This is a genomic window from Thermococcus piezophilus (genome assembly GCF_001647085.1).
GTDB classification, from domain to species: domain Archaea; phylum Methanobacteriota_B; class Thermococci; order Thermococcales; family Thermococcaceae; genus Thermococcus; species Thermococcus piezophilus.
In genome coordinates this window covers 1,746,311-1,764,774 of record NZ_CP015520.1, presented here as the reverse complement: position 1 = coordinate 1,764,774, position 18,464 = coordinate 1,746,311, and the positions used below count along the sequence as shown (strand labels likewise).

The following is an 18,464-nucleotide window of genomic DNA, read 5'->3' as shown; positions in this document are numbered from 1 at the left end:
TTTTATAGAGCGCTGACGAAGCGTTTTTGCCAAATTGATTTAGAAGGAGGAATGTCGAATGGCACAGCTTAGTGGACAGCCGGTTGTTATTCTGCCTGAGGGGACCCAGAGGTACGTTGGAAGGGACGCCCAGAGGCTTAACATCCTCGCCGCGAGGATTATTGCTGAGACAGTGAGGACCACCCTCGGTCCGAAGGGTATGGACAAGATGCTTGTTGACAGCCTTGGAGATGTTGTCATTACCAACGATGGAGCCACCATTCTCGACAGGATTGACCTCCAGCACCCTGCTGCTAAGATGATGGTTGAGGTTGCTAAGACTCAGGATAAGGAGGCCGGTGACGGTACCACCACTGCTGTCGTCATCGCTGGCGAGCTTCTTAGGAAGGCCGAGGAGCTTCTTGACCAGAACATCCACCCAAGCATCATCGTTAAGGGTTATACAATGGCCGCCGAGAAGGCCCAGGAAATACTCGAGGACATCGCCATCGAGGTCACTCCCAACGACGAGGAGACCCTCCTGAAGATAGCCATGACTTCAATCACAGGTAAGAACGCCGAGAGCCACAAGGACCTCTTTGCCAAGCTCGCTGTCGAGGCCGTCAAGCAGGTCGCCGAGAAGAAGAACGGCAAGTACGTTGTTGACATAGACAACATTAAGATCGAGAAGAAAGCCGGCGAGAGCGTCGAGGAGAGCGAGCTCATCCGCGGTGTGGTTATCGACAAGGAGCGCGTCCACCCGAGGATGCCGACCAAGGTCGAGAACGCTAAGATAGCCCTCATCAACGACGCCCTCGAGGTCAAGAAGACCGAGACCGACGCTAAGATTAACATCACCAGCCCCGACCAGCTCTTCCAGTTTATCGAGCAGGAGGAGAAGATGCTCAAGGACATGGTCGAGCAGATAGCCGCAACTGGAGCTAACGTCGTCTTCGTCCAGAAGGGTATTGATGACCTTGCCCAGCACTACCTCGCCAAGTACGGCATCCTCGCCGTCAGGCGCGTCAAGAAGAGCGACATGGAGAAACTCGCCAAGGCCACCGGTGCCAAGATAGTCACCAACGTCAAGGACCTTACCAGTGAGGACCTCGGCTATGCTGAGATAGTTGAGGAGCGCAAGATAGCGGGCGAGAGCATGATCTTCGTCGAGGGCTGCAAGAATCCAAAGGCAGTAACAATCCTCATCAGGGGTGGTACCGAGCACGTCGTCGACGAGGTTGAGAGGGCCCTTGAGGATGCCGTCAAGGTCGCCAAGGACGTCATGGAGGATGGAGCAGTTCTCCCGGCCGGGGGTGCCGGCGAGATAGAGCTCAGTATCAAGCTCGACGAGTACGCCAAGGCCGTTGGCGGCAAGGAGGCCCTTGCTATAGAGGCCTTCGCTGAGGCTCTTAAGATAATCCCGAAGACCCTCGCTGAGAACGCAGGTCTCGACACCGTCGAGATGCTCGTCAAGGTCATCAGCGAGCACAAGAACAAGGGTAAGAACATAGGCATAGACATCTTCGAAGGCGGGCCTGCTGACATGATCGAGAGGAGCATCATCGAGCCGCTCCGCGTCAAGAAGCAGGCCATCAAGAGCGCCAGCGAGGCGGCAATAATGATACTCCGCATAGATGACGTCATCGCCGCCAAGCTCAGCAAGCCGGAAGGCGGAGAGGGCGGAATGCCTGGCGGAATGGGTGGCATGGAAATGGGCATGTGAGCCCCTTTCTATTTCATTCTCTTTTGCAGGGCTTTCAGAAAGGTCTCCTTGGTTCGTCCTAGGCTTCTGCATTATTCTAGACTATGTGATTATGCTATTCGGTAATTACAGAATCGACAGGCATTTAAGCGTTCGAGCGAACTCTTAAGCGGTGACGACCATGAAGGCCGTTAAAGCCACCATTCTCTACGATGGTCTGGGCAACGTCCAGAAAGACGTATACGTAGTCTTCGACAAGGAGATTAAGGAGATAACGAAGGAGAAGCCCAAGGAGGCCGAAGTGATAGCGGAGGGCGTTGTAACCCCTGCATTCATCGATGGTCACAGCCACATAGGAATGGGCCGCTACGGCGAGCCCTACCAGGAAGACGAGACCAACGAGCAGATGGATGCAGTCCTTCCGCTCGTTGATGCGCTTTACTCCATCTACATGGACGACAAGGCTTTCAAGCACTCGATTGAGTTTGGCGTTCTGTATTCGTCCGTCCTGCCTGGCAGCGGGAACATCATCGGTGGAAGGGCCGTTCTCATCAAGAACTATGGCAGAGACATAGAGGATGCCTTCATGAAATACGTCGGTGTCAAAGCTGCCTTCGGCTACAACCCGCGCTCGACCACGAACTGGAAGGGAACAAGGCCAAGCACGAGGATGGGTGCCATAGGTATTCTCCTCGACTGGCTCATAAAGACGCAGAAGACGATAGCTTTGCTCGAGAAGGACAAGAAAGAACCGGAAGAGATAGAGCCAACGGTTGAGGCACTAATCCCGGTCCTTAAAGGAGAGGTTCCGCTCAGGGTCCATGTGCATAAGGAAGATGACATCGCCGCCCTGCTGATGATAAAGCGGAAGTTTGGACTTAAGATAACCATCGAACACGCCTGCGACGTCCACAGCAGGGAAACCTTTGAGAAGATAAAGAAAGAAGGCGTGCCACTCGTCTACGGCCCCTTTGATTCCCTGCCCTACAAGGTCGAGCTGAAGCATGAGGACTGGAAGAACGCCAGATACCTGCTCGAGGTCAAGCTGCTCTTTGGGCTGATGAGCGACCACCCAGTTACGCTCCAGGCCAACCTCTACCTCCAGCTCAGGCACTTCATAAGGCTCGGCATGAGCAAGGAAGAGGCAATAAAAATCATAACCCACAACAATGCGAAAATCCTCGGCGTTGACGACAAGCTCGGAAGCATCGAGAAGGACAAGTGGGCCTCGCTGGTGGTCTGGAACGGCGATCCGTTCCACATGGAGAACTACCCGACGCACGTCTTCGCGGAGGGAGAGCTGATTCACGAAACGGACTGATGAGTTAGCCGGGTCATTAAAGTTGCCTTATCTCCTGTTTTCTCTTTGATTAGGCGTCCATTTAAGTAGTTTAGGCCACTTAAAAAGTCAAGTATCTCAGCAAAAGTTTCCCATGATGCACTATCTATATATGCGGAGTCATACCCCTCTTTACTACTAAAACGACGTCTAAGCTCATCTGAGCTTCTAATGAGTTTATCCCACAGATAGTCATATAAGTTGTGACCTCGTATGAGCCTTTTACAGTTCTCTATGAATTCATCATCACTGATACTACCTGAAAACAATTGCTGACGATAGGATTCAATGTTAAGGTCTCTATCTTCTATTCTTTTTCTTTTCCCAATATCCTTCAATCTCCTCTTTATTCTCTTCAATAAATTGCTTAAGCAAGTTTATGTATTCCTCCTTAGACTGAATGATGCCCATGTTCAGGAGTACCTCATGATCAATGAGATAGTTTTCAAGGGAGGAATACTTAAGAACAAGGATATGGTCACCAGCTTTCTCTTTCCCATACCAGTATTTTGCTTGTATACATTGATTAAGCGCTCTTTAAGTTTCTTTGGCGAAATTTTGTCGGAGTCCAGTATAATTGCAAAGTTGTCCTTTAACTCTGTTATTCCCATAAATCTAAGGGTGGCATATGCGGCAATGTTTTTAGATCCCCTCGCCTCAAGGAAATAAATTCGTTTCTTTACTTCATGAGGATTCCATCCCGTGAATTTTGATAATATTTCTGTGATTCTCCTAGTGTCATCCGGACCTTCCACAATAATAACAAACTCCTTATGTATGATGTCCACTGTTGAATAACCTAAATCGGAGAGGATTTGGCTTAATTTGGCCTCTTTGATTTTTGTACTCCCAGAGGACATATAAACATGCTTGACGTTTGAGATGTCAAAATGCTGGAGCAACATAGGAGAATGTGTGGAGAAAAATACCTGATTCCCAGTTCTTCTTGGAAGTTCATATAAAATTCTCGCCATCTTCTTTTGAAGCTCAGGGTGAAGATAAATCTCGGGTTCTTCAAAGATGAATATAGCACGAGGAACATGGGAGAGTTTAAGATATGCCTCCAATAGTGAGACTAAATACATGCTCCTGACCCTGCGCCAACATTGGTTAATGATATTCCTTAAGAATCCCCAGAATTTTCATTTTGACCTCCACATTTACTGCCTTCCTTAGATCTATATTAGGATCAAGTTTGACTGCATACTCACCACTATAATAGGTTTTAAAGAATTGGTTGATTTCATTCTCATAGTGCTCTGTTAATCTTGCCAGTTCCTCTTGTAGTTCAGCTTCTTTTTTAGTAATCGAATCGTTGACTCCTTCCCAATAAAGCCTGACTAATTTCTCAGTCCAAGTGTTTTCTTTGATTGTTCTTCATTTGAGTAGTTCCTTTCATCACTGATGTATACGAGCTCTGGAAGCAGAGCTCTTAGCTGAGGTTTTTTTGAGTTCTGCCCCTGTAAGGAGGGTATACTCCTGAGATATCCCATTGTTATTTTTCGATATTGTCAAAGTCACTGTGAGATACTGATGACCGTCTTCTTGATTAATTCCTAGTCTTTCTTTTAACTTATTTAACCAAATTCGATACAGCTCATGTCTTTTAATGTCGTCTGTTTTTTATATTGAATAACCTCTTGAAGTTCATCTCTAGCTTTCCTAACTGATTGGCCATTTGGGAGTCTAGATGTGCTACTGAGTACTCTGTTACTACCTATACCATAAGTCCTATCACATAACAAAGAGTCGAGGTTTGTGTCACTGATTTCAAAGGTCATCTTAGTGATTATTTGTTTTCTAGTGTCTCTTTTGTGAAAATCACTTTCTGTTAGACTTTTTTCTCCAAAAAAGCACCGATTGCACTTAGAATAGCACTTTTTCCTGCATTGTTCTTTCCAACTAAGAATAAGTGCATCTCCAATAGGTGATATTTCAATCTCTTTGATAGATCTAAAGTTCTGTATTTTTACCCCCAACTATTCTCATGGTATATCATGTTACTTCTACTAACTTAAGTTATAAAAACTTTTTTGACATCCCGCAGAATCACCCGCCCTAGGTTTCTCATGGGCGCTCATCCCGAGTTTCATCTTACCCTCAGCGCTCGAAAAGACCAGCTAAAGAACGCAGAAGAAGAGATAAGGGCTTTTGGTCAGCTCACCTTAAACTCAAACCCCTTCGCGAAGGTGTACGCTTCCCTCAGCTCTGGCCTCTTCTTGAGGATGCGGAGGATGTACTGGCCGCAGTTCGAGCCGATGAGGTTCTCCCTCGTGTCGCTGACCGATATAATGATGTCGTAGCCGAGCCTCTTTAATCGTCCACGAACTTCCTGTGCTTCATCGGAAGGCCCGTCTCAAGGTCAACGTCGTTAGTGAGCTTATTCTTTAGCACGCTCACCGTCGGGTTGAGCGGCGTTATCTTGATGGGAAAGTATCTCTTAGAAAGTCTCTTTTATGGGCATAAAATAGGGGAAGATGGCTTAAAGGCTTATCCCCCCCGTCATTGCGCCGTCTATGACCACCGTCGAGCCGAGCATGTACTCTGCCTCATCGCTCAGGAGAAAAGCTACGAGTGAGCCAAGCTCGTCCCATCTGCCAGTCCTGTGGAGGGGCGTTCTGCCCAGCACTTCCCTCTCCCAGGTCTCCTCAAAGGTCTCGCCCCTCGACTCGGCAACGGCCTTGAGGTTCTCCCGTGCGCCAGGTGTATCGAAGCTGCCGAGCAGAACGCTGTAGGCCCTTATTCCGTGCTTTCCGTAAGTTCTCGAAACGCTCTTCGCCAGCTGAACAAGGCCGGCTCTCGTAACGTCCGCCAGAACCAGCGGCGGCATTGGCTCCTTTATCGAGATGGAGTTGAGGTAAACGAGGACGCCCTTCGTTTTTCTTTCGAGCCACGTTTGGACAAAGAGTGTTGTAAGGTAGCCCGGAGCAACCGTGTGGAGTGTGGAAGCCTCAGTCCAGTCGATGTAACTCACCTCGTGGAGGATGCACGGCTCACAGCGGACGTTCCCGGCGTTCCAGACGAGGGCGTCGACTCCTTCCAAAAGCTCCCAGCTCTCCCTCACGAGATTTTCAAGCTCCACTTGGTCGAGAAGGTTCGCCCTGACTGCATAGACCTCGCCATAACTTGAAAGATCGTCGAGGGCCTTTCTGAGGTTTTTCTCGTTTTTTGAGCTTATCACGACTCGGGCGTTCCTCTTTAAGAGCTCCCGCGCGGCGTTGAAGCCTATCCCCCTCGATGAGGCGGTCACGAGAACACCCATGCCATTGAGGTCTATCTCCACGCTCATGATCGTTTCTTCGCCCGGGGATTAATAAACGTTGGCTGTCATTCTGACAAAGATTACCTTAATTAGGGTAACCTAATTCGTCTCATCGTCGGTGTTTCGAGAGAAAACAACTTAAGGTATAAAACCTTCGGTTTTAAACAGATTTTTTGAAAAGTTTGGGGGTGATATGGTGAAGTTCTACATATGCAGAGAGAAGAGCGAGCCAAGGCCCTTCAAGGTTGCAATCATAGGTGCGGGGCCAGCAGGATTAACGGCAGCCGGCTATCTCGCCTGCAGGGGCTACGAGGTTCACGTTTACGACAAGATGCCAGAGGGCGGCGGAATGGTCGCCTTTGCGATTCCCGAGGTGAGAATCCCGATCAGGACTGTGAGGGAGGGAGTTAGAGACCTCGAAAAGCTTGGTGTTAGCTTTCACTTCAGAACGAAGGTGGTCTATGATTCCCCAAAGGAACTCGGCGACGAGTGGGCCGAGCACTTCGTCTCGCTTGAAAGATTGATGAGTGAGTTCGATGCTCTGCTCATAGCGACCGGTGCTTGGAAGCCGAGAAAGCTGAAGGTTCCGGGCGTTGAGCTTGAGGGCGTTTACGACGCGCTCAGCCTGCTCCACAGCATAAAGATGGCGAGAATAGGTTATTACTCCTGGGATAGGGCTCCTGACTTCAAGGGGAGCCGTGTTGTCATAATCGGAGCTGGCTACACGGCCGTTGACGTGGCAATTGAATTAAGGTTCCTCGGGGCGGAAAAGGTAACGATGGTCTACCGCCGCTCCCTAGAGCACAGCTACGCTAAAGCCGAGATAAGAAAGCTCATCTCAGAGGGCGTCGAGTTCATAGAGCACGCGACTCCCGCCAGGATACTGGGTGAGGAAAAAGTGAGGGGCGTTGAATTCGCTAAAACAAAGATAGTTGAGGGAAACGTCGTGATGACGGACGAACACTTTGTTATAGATGCAGACGTCGTTGCCTATGCCATCGGCCAGCTGCCCACGAGCCCAATAAAGGAAATCGTCTGCGCCAGCGAAAAGATGCTGGAGGAGACGGGAATATTCTTCGCCGGTGACGTCATAACTCCAAGGAACATAGGCACCGCCATAAGAGAGGGAAGAGCCGTCGCGGAGAGGATAGAGGAGTGGCTTCTAAGGAAGGCACCGCGCAGGGTCTTTCCCGTTGCCATAACCGGCAGGCTCATAGTGGGGGTTCTCGGCGGTAAGTGCTGAGCAAAGTTTATACGCCCTCCCCTGAACCCACTATCATGACCGAGCCAAAGGATATAGTCCTCAAGGAATCGGAAGAGATTGGGGGAATGCCCATCGAGGGGCCGTGGCTGGATGAAGTGGGAAGCCTTGAGGAGGTCATCGATTACTATCACCGCATAGGCTTCCAGGCGACGCACCTTGGAAGGGCCATCGAAGTATGGAAAAAGGTGGAGGAAAAGCGCGCCAGCGGCGAAGAGGTCAGGGTCTTCCTCGGCTACACTTCCAACATAGTCTCTTCTGGCCTCAGAGAGCTGATAGCATGGCTTGTCAAGGAGGGCAAGGTGGACGTCGTTGTAACAACGGCCGGCGGCGTTGAGGAGGACTTCATAAAGGCCCTAAAGCCGTTCATTCTGGGCGACTGGTACGTCAACGACGCGGAGATGAGAGAGAAGGGCATAAACAGAATAGGCAACATCTTCGTGCCCAACGACAGGTACATTGAATTCGAGAAGTACATGATACCCTTCTTCGAAAGGGTTATTGAGATGGAAAAGGAGCGCGGAAAACCGCTGACGGCGAGTGAGTTCATCCACGAGATGGGCCGCTTCATGGACGAAAAGCTGGGGAAGGAGAAGGAGCGCTCAGTAATTTATTGGGCCTACAAGAGAAACATCCCGATATTCTGTCCTGCCATAACGGATGGCTCAATCGGCGACATGCTCTACTTCTTCAAGGAGGAGCGCGGTGACAGGGAGCTTATCATAGACGTGGCCAACGACATCGTGAAGCTCAACAACCTAGCTGTCACAGCGAAGGAAACCTCCTCGATAATCCTTGGAGGTTCCCTGCCGAAGCATGCAATAATAAACGCCAATCTTTTCAGAGGAGGAACGGACTACGCGATATACATCACCACTGCAGTCCCCTGGGACGGCTCGCTTAGCGGCGCGCCGCCTAGCGAAGGAGTGAGCTGGGGCAAGATACGGGCTAAGGCTGACTACGTCGAGATATGGGCCGATGCGACGCTCGTCTTCCCGGTGCTGGTGTGGAAGGTGATGAAGGGTTAAGGCTTCCATTTGAGTTTGTTTAGTTATTTTCCAAAAATTTATACTCTCTGAAGCCTAACTAAATTGTGGGGACACGGGGTGCATCAGAGAAAAGTTGTTGAGAATAATCTTCTTGTAGTGTACTTTATGGTATACATCATGTGGTTGAGTATGATGGTTGCTGTCCTTATGTTCTTCGGGGTGATGGCCAAGTTGTTCCTTGACGCTTCGGGAATTTCAGACCCAACTCGCTTGCTACTATTCGGACAAACCATCCGTGTCTTAGAACCTGGAATGGTGCTTTCGGTTCCAGGTTCGGTGCAAGGCTTATTCTTGCCCGTTAATTATATCTGTTGTTCCAGTAGTCTTTGATTTCCATCAAGATAAGAATAGGGGCTTAGAGCGTTTTTAACACTCCAAAATCCTCTCTTCACCACCCGGCAGCACCAGCGGCCTCGATAGGTGCTTCCTCGCGTCGGGCGGCACTTCATAGATTTTCCTCTCCAGCTCGCGCGGAACTTCAACCGGAATGAGCTTCTTCGGCATCTTATAGCCGCAGTGCTTGCACTTCAAATAGTTGCCCTTGCTCTTCATCGTCACCCCACACCGCGGGCACTTGGGCTTCCGGTACTCGAATTTAGGCACGAGCTTCACAGGATAGAACTTCTCAAGGTTGAGCGTCAGAACGCCCTCGTGCTCTTTAACGCCTCCAGCGGCTATTATCTCGTCTCCAGGGAGGAGCTTCCTCACGTAGTTCCTGAACTTCTTGGTCGGCTCGAAGGCAGCAATGCGAATCCTTCCCGTTTCATCCTCAAGCTCAAAGAATACGTGCCTCCCGCGCTCCCAGTAGGGCTTAACCACCGTTCCTCTAACCACCGCGCTGTCGTAGAGCTTCAGCTCGCCGATTTTTTTGTATGTAAGATGATCATCGGTGTTCTGGTTCGTCTTGTAGAGCTGGTAAAATGTCACGGGCTCCTCAAAGCGAACCATCTCAAAGGTCTGGAGAACCTTTCCCCTGTCAATTCCCCTGATGCCAACCAGAACGGGATCCTTGCCGTGGGGTGTTATGAGGACGCTCCTCTTGTAGGGGTCAACGTTGTCGTAGGTGAAGGGATAGCTCCAGCTATCGGCCAGAAAGACACTCTCCTTGTCCACTCTCCTCGGCGTCCCCCAGTTGTCGGGCTCTCTGTAAGCTAACAGCTCGTAGCTGAACCTCTCCAGAGGGTAAGCAACCGCCGCGAGCGCGCCGATTATACCCCTCCCGACCTTGAACTTGAAATATTCTACTCCAGCGTTTCTCGCAGCTTTCTCTGCCTCTTCTATAGTGATGTGCTCGTGGAGGGCCTTCATTGCGAACTCTACGAGCTCTTTAGGAATTTCTCCCTCGACGAATACCACTCCTGGATTTGTGTTCTCGTGCTCGAAGTCAGCTAATCGGTCCACGTAGAAGTGGACGGTGTTTTTAACCTCGGTTATAAGATCCTCATCGACCTCAAAGGTCATCGCCACCGCTCCATTGCCGCGGGTCTTGTAGGGAATGTTCGGGTTGAGCCTGATCAAGCGGGGAAGGTCTATGGGCTCCGCTATCCGGGACAGCTCGCGGTAGAGGATGGCACCGAGGTAGGTAGTGCACATGCCGTTTGGTGAGTCAGTGTCGTCGATGCCGATGTGGAGCCTCATGGTTGGAAGAAAATGGGAGGGGTTTAAAAAGCTAAGGCTCGCGGAAGAGCTCGTAGCAGAGCACATCAACGAAGCCTTTCCCTGGGACGTACTGATGCTTCCTCCAGCGGCCGGCCAATTTGAAGCCGTTCTTTTCGAGAATTCTTATTGAAGCTCCGTTGCTCTCGTAGACACGGGCATAAACCTTCCTCAGGTTGAGCCACTCAAGGGCATAGCGAACCGCCAGAGAAACAGCCTCACTCGCGTAGCCGCGGTTCCAGTACTCTTTCCCGATGAAGTAGCCTAGTTCGGCGTGTCCGTTATGGAAGTCGATTTTGTGAAGTCCCACGAGTCCAACGAGTGAGCGCGAGGAGTTCTCGATTATCGCGAAAACCTTCTCGTGTTTCTTCTCTCTCCTTAGGGCCTCGTACCACTCCAGCTCGTCCTCGTAGAAGAATATCTCCTCCGGAAAGGAGAGGTAGCGCTTTACGTCCCTGTCGTTGTACCACATCCAGACCTGGCTGAGATCCTCCCGCAGGAGGACTCCGAGGGAAACCAAGTTTCCTCTGAAGATTATCGGCCTCATGCAAACACCTTAACTTTATTAAGGCCAATTGCCTATTTAAAAATGATGGACAGGGAAAGACTTATAAGAGCCGTCGAGGCGATACTCAGGGGCACGGGCTACAAAACCGCCAGGATGGACTTCAAAGGCTCGTGCTTCGACATAGTGGCGAGCAGGTTACTCCTGTTGCTCTTCATTAAAGTGGCAACCAACATAGACACCGTTACGGAAGAGCAGGCCGAGGACCTAAAAAGGCTCTCCAAGTTCTTTAAGGCCTCCCCTCTCATCGTTGGGCTGAAGACCAAGAATGCCGAGCTAGAAGAGGGAGTAGTTTACGAGCGCTTTGGCATCTATGCCTTGAGGCCAGAAACCCTCTACGATGTCCTTGTCGAGAACGAGCTTCCAGCCATCTTTGCCGAGCGCGGCGGCTTCTACGTCAGGATAAACGGGAAGCTCCTGAGGCACCTTCGCGAGAAGCACGGCTACAGCACGAACGAGTTGGCCGAGCTCATTGGAGTCTCCAGGAAGAGCCTCCTCAACTATGAGCGAGGGGAGCAGGCGGTTTCCCTTGACGTTGCAATCCGCCTTGAGGAGATGTTTGACGAACCGCTGGCCGAACCAATAGACATACTTAACTCAACGGTTGAAGCCAACCTCGACGTTACGCCCGAGACTCCACTCGAGAGGGAGGTATTCGAGCGCCTCAAGTTTCTGGGCCTTGGCGTGGTCAAGGTCAGAAAAGCCCCCTTCAACGCGGTCTCGAAGGAGGAGGAGTTCAAGATACTCACGGGCATAGACGAGAAGAAGACCCGCTCGACGGTCAAGCGTGCCGAGATAGTGGCGGAGGTAAGCAGGATAATCAACAGCGACGGCATCTTTATCCTTGAGAAGGCCAAAACCGAAGTAGTTAAGGAAGTGCCGCTGATTCCCAAGGACAGCCTCCAGGAAGTTAAGGATGCCGATGAGCTCATAGAGATGATTGAAGAGCTGAAAAAGGAGATAAAGAAGCGGCTCTTCAGCTGAAAATAACCCTCTTCCAAACTTCCCTCACTTTCTCAATGTACTCCTTCGGTGAGGCTATGAGTACGGCCCACCTGGGGGTCTGGCGTCTCTTGAGTGCATTCGCCAGCGGAGTAACCTTGGTCAGCGGCTGAACTTCTCCGCTTCCGAGGAGCACGTTTATCTCCGTTGACTTCAGCCTGGGTTCGCTGAGCATCAGGTCGGCTATGCTGAACTCGAGGATGACTTCCCCTTCCTTTGCTCCCACCACATCGGCCAGTGCCCTCTCTATCTCCTGCCTCCTCTTCACGTTCCTGTAGGCGGTAAGAAGCTCCCTCTTCTCTTCACCAGTCAGCTCATCGGCACTCGCGAGGACAGCCGCTTTGTAGAGCTCGCGGTACTTTATGCGCCTGACTATCTCAGCAGGGTATCCCTCCAAGTCCTCCAGCTCCACGAGGACCCTGCAGTCTATCATTTTCCAGAAGTCCCACAGGTGGCCCTCCTCGAGGGCAAACTCCAGAGCCCTTGTAAGCATCCCCTCGGCTATCTTCACCGTGTGGTGGAAGTAGACACTCGAATACATCAGCGAACGGGCGACCATCATGCCCTCGACGGCCTCGATTCCCTTCTCGTCCACCACGAGCTCGCCTTCGTGCACCTTCAGGACCTTCGTAAGTCTCTCGAGGTCGATTATGCCGTGTGCAACCCCCGTGTAGTGGGCGTCCCTTATGAGGTAGTCAAGCTGGTCGACGTCAACATCCCCGTGCAGCATCTGGCCGAGGTAGCGCTTCTCATGCTTTCCGAGGATGAGGTCGGCGACGTCCTTTGGGGTGAAGTCGTAGTCGTAGCTCTCTATTCTCTCGGGAATACTGCCGCCGTTCTCGCTTTCAGTTATGTTTATCCTCCCCAGGACTATATCCTGCCCGAGGCGCATGTGGTCGTGCTCCTTGACGTAGTGCTTGTAGATGCTCTCAAAAGTGTGGCTGAAGGGGCCGTGGCCGATATCGTGGAGAAGTGCACCAACCTGGAGGAGCATGCTCTCATCTTCGCTCAGACCAACCTCCATTGAGAGCCTTCTCGCTATGTTCCACGCTCCGAGAGAGTGCTCAAAGCGGGAGTGGTTGGCACCTGGGTAGACGAGGTAAGCCAGACCGAGCTGCCTTATGTTCCTAAGCCTCTGAAATTCGGGAGTCTTGACGAGATCGAGGATCAAGCCGGTAAGCTTCATGCTACCATGAATGCCGTCGTGAATAATCTTCCCACTCATCCTACCACCGCTGGAAGTTTGAGAATATTCTTAAATAAGTTTTTGGTATTGTGACAAAATTGAAAGGGGAAGAACGGCAGAATCATAGATCTTTTCCGACTATGTAAATTCTCTTCGTCTTTCCTGGTTTCTTTGGGAGGCCTTCTCTAAGTTTCACCAGTGGCACTGCCTCGATGATCAACCCAGCCTGCTTTGATTCCTCAACTTCATACCTTACCGGGTTGTTCGCCTCGTAGATGAGCTCTCTGACTTCGTCCTCTATTCCCGCCGGCTTATTTCCGCTGTAGGCGACCCGAATGATGGCCTTTGGCTTTGGATTCTCGGGAGAGAGCGGGTGGTAAATTATCACGAAGTCGAGGAGGTCGGGATGGTCGTAAACTATCTCCATAATCTGGTCGATGTGGAGCTTAGCCCCGGCGAGGCTCACAACGTCCTTGATGCGGATTATGTTTTTGACCTTACCGTCGACGACCCTTGCAAGGTCCCCTATGTCGTAGTTGAAGAGCGGAAGGCCAGTCAGCTCGCCGTCCCTCATCACCTTGGTGATGTACACGCGCTTGTATTCACTGTAGTTATCACCATTATCCTTCAACACGACGATAGATTCGGTAAAATGGAACTCACTCATCTTCTTCTTTGTTATTACACGGTAGCTAGTTATAGCGTCCTCAGTCGAGCCGAAGTTGTCAATTATCACGGCATTCTCAAACAGCTCAAGCGTCGCCATGGCGAGTTCCTTTGTCAGTGTCTCTCCTCCGACCACTATCGTCTGAATGTCCTTCTTTATGTCCTCCGGGAGGATCAGTCCGAGGTTGTATGCTGTGGCTGTGAGACAGAAGAGGGCGGTTGGTTTTATGTCCCTGAGCTCCTTTAAAAGGAGGTTCCTATCCATGAGGTACTGGATTGGCACTTGGTAATAGGCCACCTTGGCGTTGAGGGCTTCAAAGCCGCCGAAAGCGAACATTCCGGAGGATGAGGGCAGCGGCGGGAAGAATGATGCAATCCTGTCGCCTTTATCCATGTATTCTCTTACCCATGGTTCTATCTGCCTGCCCGTCCTAAAGCGGTCGTCCTTGGTGTAGGGTATCCTCTTTGGCCTGCCGGTCGTTCCGCTCGTCCTCATGACGGTGTAGAAAACCCTGCCTTCTTTGATGTAGCGGGGCCACACTTCGTCTATTTTATAGAGATCATGGGGAGTTATGTTTATCCTCTCGGTCAGAGAGGCTATGTCCTCTAGTTTAATTTCCTCTGAGTTAAGCTCCGAGAACTTCTCCTTCCAGAGCTCAGTGGTCTCTATGGCTTTCTCAACTGTGTACCTGAAATCTTCAATCCCATTTTTATCAAGCCTCCCTAAAATCAGGCTCACAGGAGTTCACCTAGTCAATAGTTTGAGTTAACAATATTTAATTGTTAGGGTTTATCCAATCAAATTCGCAGAAGAATCCATTGGGAAAGGTTTTTATACTCCCCCAGTTAGAACACCTACCATGGATTATCAGAGGGTGCTGGATAAACTCCATGTAAATCCTTTGAATGCTGGGAAAACTGAAACGAAGGAGTACCTTAGAGAAGTTTTTGAGTTTCACATGACCAATACTCCATACTGGAAGAGGGTTATCTCTGCCGCGCGTCTGGATTTAGATGAGCTTTTCCAGGGCACTTTGGAGGAGGTCTTCGAAAGAATCTTCAACTCAGGTCTGGCCGTCGACGAGGAATATCTGCGCCATAATTGGCTGGAGTTCATCCCTAACAACTATTCAGGTAGAATCCGCTTTTACCAGTCTTCTGGAACCACGAGAGAAAGGGCAATTGGTCACTGGGATAGGGATTATCTGAAAGCACTCCACATGTACCTTAGGGAATCTCTCGATGAAATCTACAGCCTGGCGGAGATTTATAATGAAGAACACCAGATGAAGGCACTGGCCCATGGCCCCTACGGTTGGTATCAAGACGAAATAAGCGAGCTTGTATGGAGTTACGGGGGCGTTTTGTACTTTATAGGGATGGAGACAGATGGACTGAAGAAGGTCTACGCGAAGCAGGGCCTTGAGGCCGTCCTTAAAATCCTCGATCCCCTCGTGAGGTACACAAAGCGCGTGATGGAGAAGGATACGATAAACACTGTAAGATCAGCACCCCCCTTGATGGCTCTCTTTGAACCATACCATGAGAACATTGAGACTACCATAATAAGCGGTGTTGGGATCAACTACGAGTTCTTCCAACACCTTTCCGAAAAGTTTGAGAACGCCACTCTGATACCCCTCTACGGTTACTATGCCTTTGGGGATCTAGTTGGTATCCAGAAAGGAAGAAGCTTCTGGTATTATCCAAACTATCCATTCACGATAATCTTCCCTCTGAAGCAGGAAGACGGATACAAGATAGTGAAACACGGTGAAAGAGGACAGGTAGGGATGATAATTGCTAGGCCGGAGGTTTTAATAGTTAAGCTTGAGGATGAAACTGCCATCAGAACTCCCGCTGATGGACCGTTTAGATGGGATGGATTTGGAGACCCTAAAAGAAGGGTGGGGTGAAATGAATTGGATAGTATCCAAGCGCTTGTCTTCGTTGAGGCAATCATCGTAATGGCAGCAGATTTAATTGCTGCAGGATTGATCTTCCGTATATACCTCCATAATAAGAGACGGTCTGCTCTCGCGTTCTCAATGGCGTGGATCTTTGATTTCATTGCCATATTTCTCACGTCTCTCAGCGATCCGGTTCTTCAGTTGCTCGGTTCGATATCCCTCCCGGTGTTTTCATCGCTTATATTCTACGGGGCCATAGAATTTCTTGAAGAGGAATCAATATGCGTGCAGCACAGAACCCTCGTGATGCTCGTTCCGATGCCGGTACTCTTTATGTTGTATATGCTTGGTGCTAACATATATACTCAAGACCCCATGTGGACAGCAACAAGCGCTGCTACCTTGGGCATAAGCGGGATATTTGTCATCGCTGGTGGGCTCTTGCTCAGAGAGACCGAGGAAATATACAAAAGCGCTATTAAGTACCTTTACTTGAGCATTATACTCTTCGGGCTACACCTGGTACCTGCTGCGCTCTTTGGACTCAACGACTGGTACCGGCCTATAGGATTCACCATTTCAACCGTACTGATAGTTAGCATGGTAATTGCGATGTTGAGGCTCGTATCGTCAGAGTCCTTCAGACCCCCAGCGAAAGAAAATGGGAATCCCGCGGACATCAAGCCCGGAGTTCTTGTTCTAGATTGGCAAGAATACCAGAAGATCAAGAAACTACTAAACACTGCACCAGTGCTCGCTTTTATCAGAGACGTACTGGACGTTTCGGACAAATGGATATACTACTTTGTCACCACTATCCCCTTCAAGGGCAAGTTTAAGAATACCATATACCCAACAGACCTAGTGAGGATAACCGAGATTTCCTACAGGTATCTGGAGGAGTTTTCACGGTCAGGAAAGCATGGAATAATTGTAATTGACTGTTTGGAATACCTCACAGTCTACAACTCCTGGGAAAGCCTCATGAAGTTTCTGTCCAAACTCAGGGACTTCGTCATCGTCAATAACGGCACTCTCATCATCGTTTTGGAGAAGGAGAGCCTAGACTCTCGGTTCTATGCCCAGCTCAGAAAGCTTGTTGAGTAAAAGGTAACCTTATATACCTCTTTTTTAATCCCAATAATGCCCCTGCGCGAGGACCCCGGGGATAATGAACCGGGGGGCGATGCGGGGGCTACAGCTCGGCCTCAGCGAGGTCCCCCCGGGAGCCTTCCGCGTTACGGAGCGCAATGACCGTGGGAAACCCAGGCCGAGCACAGCGAAGGCCGCCTGGGTTAGCCCGCCCGAGTCCGCCGTCAGGCATCGATGGGGGTGGGAGTTACGGGCGGGCCATAGCATGAACATTTGTGTTCTTTGCAAATTAACAAATGTGAGAAACATGCAAGGTCTGAATACCCAGCCGGAAGACTTTGACCGCAAGATACAGGAGATAATCCCGTGGGCAAGACCAAACCGCTGACAGAGGTTATGGGCGAGAAAGAACGGGAGAAATTCGAAGTCATCGAGATCGTGGAGGACCTTGCTGACCATGGAGAGCTTCCCAGTGAAGTTAAACTCCTCGTTAAGAAGCCGAAAAAAGAAGAGCTGATGGAGGAGTGAATGTTCTTTTCTATGATTCTTGGTTCTTAGTGTATGTTATTAGTTCATGGACTTTTATGAGGTCTTGAGGAGTTCTTAATAAAGCACGACCTCTACGGTTTCCCCTTTTAAATAACCCTCACTGTCCTCTGGAATCACGATGTAGCCATTGCTCTTAACGAGTGAGCTTATTATCCCGCTGCCCTTTTTCTTAATCGGTCTTGCAACACCGTTTTCGTACCAGACCTTGATGAACTCATGCCTCCCAAGCTGACTCGAAACCCTCTCGGCCAGCTTTGCGTAAACTCTGATCTCATAGTTTTTAGCTCCGACGAGTTTCGCTAAAGCATGCTTGACATAGAGGTAGAACTGCACGAAGACTGCAACGGGATAGCCACTCATAATGAAGACCCTCTCACCGTAGCCTATTGGCCTTCCTGGCTTTATCGTCGTTCCGTGGAAGAGGAGCCTGACGAAGCGGTGGGCGAAGTCCTTGTCACCAAAGGCGCTTCCGCCAGTGACGAGAACGAGGTCGTTCTCGGCCTTGGCCTTTTCTATTGCTGCTTTAATTTTCTCCTCGTTGTCTGGGATGACGCCGTAGAAGACTGGCTCCCCGAAGTACTGCCTCACTAATCCCTTGAGCAGGGCGGAGTTGCTCTCGAGTATCTTGCCGGCTTTAAGGGCTTCCTCGTCGAACTCCTCGATAAGCTCATCTCCAGTTATGATTATCCCAACGCGGGGCTTTCTTTTGACCTTAACGCTCTTAAACCCGATGCTCTTGAGCAGACTGACCTCTTGTGGCCTGAGAATCTGTCCCTTTCTCAGGACGACCTCACCCTTCTTCACGTCCTCACCGGCGGAGGCCACGTTCTGGCCTGGGGCTACCGGTCTAAGGACATAAATCCTGTCTCCCTCGCGCTTCACCATCTCCTGCATTATTACTGCATTCGCGCCTTTGGGCATTTTGTTGCCCGTCATCAGCTTCACAGCCTTTCCGCTGGTGACCTCTTTCCCGCTCTCCATGCCGGCGGTTATCTCGTCTATGACCTCAAGCCCTATAGGATGGTACTCCCTCGCCTGGAATGTGTCCTCTGCTCTAACTGCGTAGCCATCGACAGCCGAACGGTCAAAGGGAGGACTGTCTATGGGAGAAACAACGTCCTCAGCTAAGACCCTGCCATAGGCCTCGTCGAGTGGTACTTCTTCAACCCCACCTATTTCCCTCAGGTCATTGAGCATCAGCTCAAAGGCTTCCTTGTATGGAGTCAGGCGTTTGAACTCCCTCATA

Annotated in this window: 17 protein-coding genes; 9 read left to right on the top strand and 8 right to left on the bottom strand. The window is 50.3% G+C overall.

The window, feature by feature from the left end:
• Window positions 1-58 precede the first annotated feature (58 nt).
• Both thsB and A7C91_RS09650 read left to right on the top strand, forming a co-directional pair.
• On the top strand, window positions 59-1,702 hold the full coding sequence (thsB, locus tag A7C91_RS09655) for a thermosome subunit beta (RefSeq protein ID WP_068667014.1): 1,644 nt from the start codon (window positions 59-61) through the stop codon (window positions 1,700-1,702).
• Window positions 1,703-1,862: 160 nt separating this feature from the next.
• Window positions 1,863-3,002, top strand: a complete 1,140-nt coding sequence (locus A7C91_RS09650; protein ID WP_068667012.1) for an amidohydrolase — start codon at window positions 1,863-1,865, stop codon at window positions 3,000-3,002.
• Here A7C91_RS09650 and A7C91_RS11295 read toward each other — a convergent pair.
• Window positions 2,987-3,379 (bottom strand): hypothetical protein, encoded by a 393-nt coding sequence (locus tag A7C91_RS11295; RefSeq protein ID WP_199920034.1) that lies wholly within the window; start codon window positions 3,377-3,379, stop codon window positions 2,987-2,989. The two genes, A7C91_RS09650 and A7C91_RS11295, sit on opposite strands and share 16 nt — an antisense overlap.
• Before the next feature lie 54 nt (window positions 3,380-3,433).
• The gene (locus A7C91_RS09645) at window positions 3,434-4,135 is read right to left on the bottom strand and encodes an ATP-dependent nuclease (protein ID WP_267886264.1); all 702 of its coding nucleotides are present in this window, start codon (window positions 4,133-4,135) and stop codon (window positions 3,434-3,436) included.
• Between the two features lie 954 nt (window positions 4,136-5,089).
• Here A7C91_RS09645 and A7C91_RS11290 point away from each other — a divergent pair.
• A complete protein-coding gene (locus tag A7C91_RS11290; protein WP_068667008.1) occupies window positions 5,090-5,323 on the top strand; it encodes a hypothetical protein in 234 nt (77 codons plus the stop codon).
• Between the two features lie 179 nt (window positions 5,324-5,502).
• Here A7C91_RS11290 and A7C91_RS09635 read toward each other — a convergent pair whose 3' ends face one another.
• Entirely contained in the window at window positions 5,503-6,282 is a 780-nt protein-coding gene (locus tag A7C91_RS09635) for an SDR family oxidoreductase (protein WP_068667464.1), read from the bottom strand.
• 196 nt (window positions 6,283-6,478) lie between these two features.
• On the opposite strand from A7C91_RS09635, the gene A7C91_RS09630 reads away from it, so the two are divergent.
• A complete protein-coding gene (locus tag A7C91_RS09630) occupies window positions 6,479-7,525 on the top strand; it encodes an FAD-dependent oxidoreductase (RefSeq protein ID WP_068667463.1) in 1,047 nt (348 codons plus the stop codon).
• 35 nt (window positions 7,526-7,560) lie between these two features.
• A complete protein-coding gene (locus A7C91_RS09625) occupies window positions 7,561-8,571 on the top strand; it encodes a deoxyhypusine synthase (protein ID WP_068667461.1) in 1,011 nt (336 codons plus the stop codon).
• Window positions 8,572-8,958: 387 nt separating this feature from the next.
• On the opposite strand, the gene tiaS is transcribed toward A7C91_RS09625, so the two are convergent.
• Complete coding sequence (tiaS, locus tag A7C91_RS09615; protein WP_068667459.1) at window positions 8,959-10,230, bottom strand: tRNA(Ile2) 2-agmatinylcytidine synthetase TiaS; 1,272 nt, start codon at window positions 10,228-10,230, stop codon at window positions 8,959-8,961.
• Between the two features lie 31 nt (window positions 10,231-10,261).
• Window positions 10,262-10,795 (bottom strand): GNAT family N-acetyltransferase, encoded by a 534-nt coding sequence (locus tag A7C91_RS09610; protein ID WP_068667004.1) that lies wholly within the window; start codon window positions 10,793-10,795, stop codon window positions 10,262-10,264.
• A gap of 45 nt (window positions 10,796-10,840) precedes the next feature.
• On the opposite strand from A7C91_RS09610, the gene A7C91_RS09605 reads away from it, so the two are divergent.
• Window positions 10,841-11,797, top strand: coding sequence for a transcriptional regulator (locus A7C91_RS09605; RefSeq protein WP_068667458.1), 957 nt, complete (start codon window positions 10,841-10,843; stop codon window positions 11,795-11,797).
• Here the strand turns inward: A7C91_RS09605 and A7C91_RS09600 are convergent.
• Complete coding sequence (locus A7C91_RS09600) at window positions 11,790-13,040, bottom strand: HD domain-containing protein (protein WP_068667002.1); 1,251 nt, start codon at window positions 13,038-13,040, stop codon at window positions 11,790-11,792. The two genes, A7C91_RS09605 and A7C91_RS09600, sit on opposite strands and share 8 nt — an antisense overlap.
• An 82-nt stretch (window positions 13,041-13,122) precedes the next feature.
• Window positions 13,123-14,406 carry an AMP-binding protein gene (locus A7C91_RS09595; RefSeq protein WP_068667000.1) on the bottom strand — a complete coding sequence of 428 codons (1,284 nt, stop codon included), beginning with the start codon at window positions 14,404-14,406 and terminating at the stop codon, window positions 13,123-13,125.
• 121 nt (window positions 14,407-14,527) lie between these two features.
• Between A7C91_RS09595 and A7C91_RS09590 the strand changes: the two genes are divergently transcribed.
• The 3 genes from A7C91_RS09590 (at window position 14,528) to A7C91_RS10860 (ending at window position 17,197) form a co-directional block, all read left to right on the top strand.
• Window positions 14,528-15,583: a hypothetical protein gene (locus tag A7C91_RS09590; protein ID WP_068666998.1), complete on the top strand. Its 1,056-nt coding sequence runs from the start codon at window positions 14,528-14,530 to the stop codon at window positions 15,581-15,583.
• 6 nt (window positions 15,584-15,589) lie between these two features.
• Entirely contained in the window at window positions 15,590-16,684 is a 1,095-nt protein-coding gene (locus A7C91_RS09585) for a DUF835 domain-containing protein (RefSeq protein ID WP_234394370.1), read from the top strand.
• Between the two features lie 351 nt (window positions 16,685-17,035).
• Window positions 17,036-17,197, top strand: coding sequence for a hypothetical protein (locus A7C91_RS10860; RefSeq protein WP_234394369.1), 162 nt, complete (start codon window positions 17,036-17,038; stop codon window positions 17,195-17,197).
• Window positions 17,198-17,272: 75 nt separating this feature from the next.
• Here the strand turns inward: A7C91_RS10860 and A7C91_RS09575 are convergent, their stop codons facing one another.
• Window positions 17,273-18,463 (bottom strand): molybdopterin molybdotransferase MoeA, encoded by a 1,191-nt coding sequence (locus tag A7C91_RS09575; RefSeq protein ID WP_068666994.1) that lies wholly within the window; start codon window positions 18,461-18,463, stop codon window positions 17,273-17,275.
• Window position 18,464 lies beyond the last annotated feature (1 nt).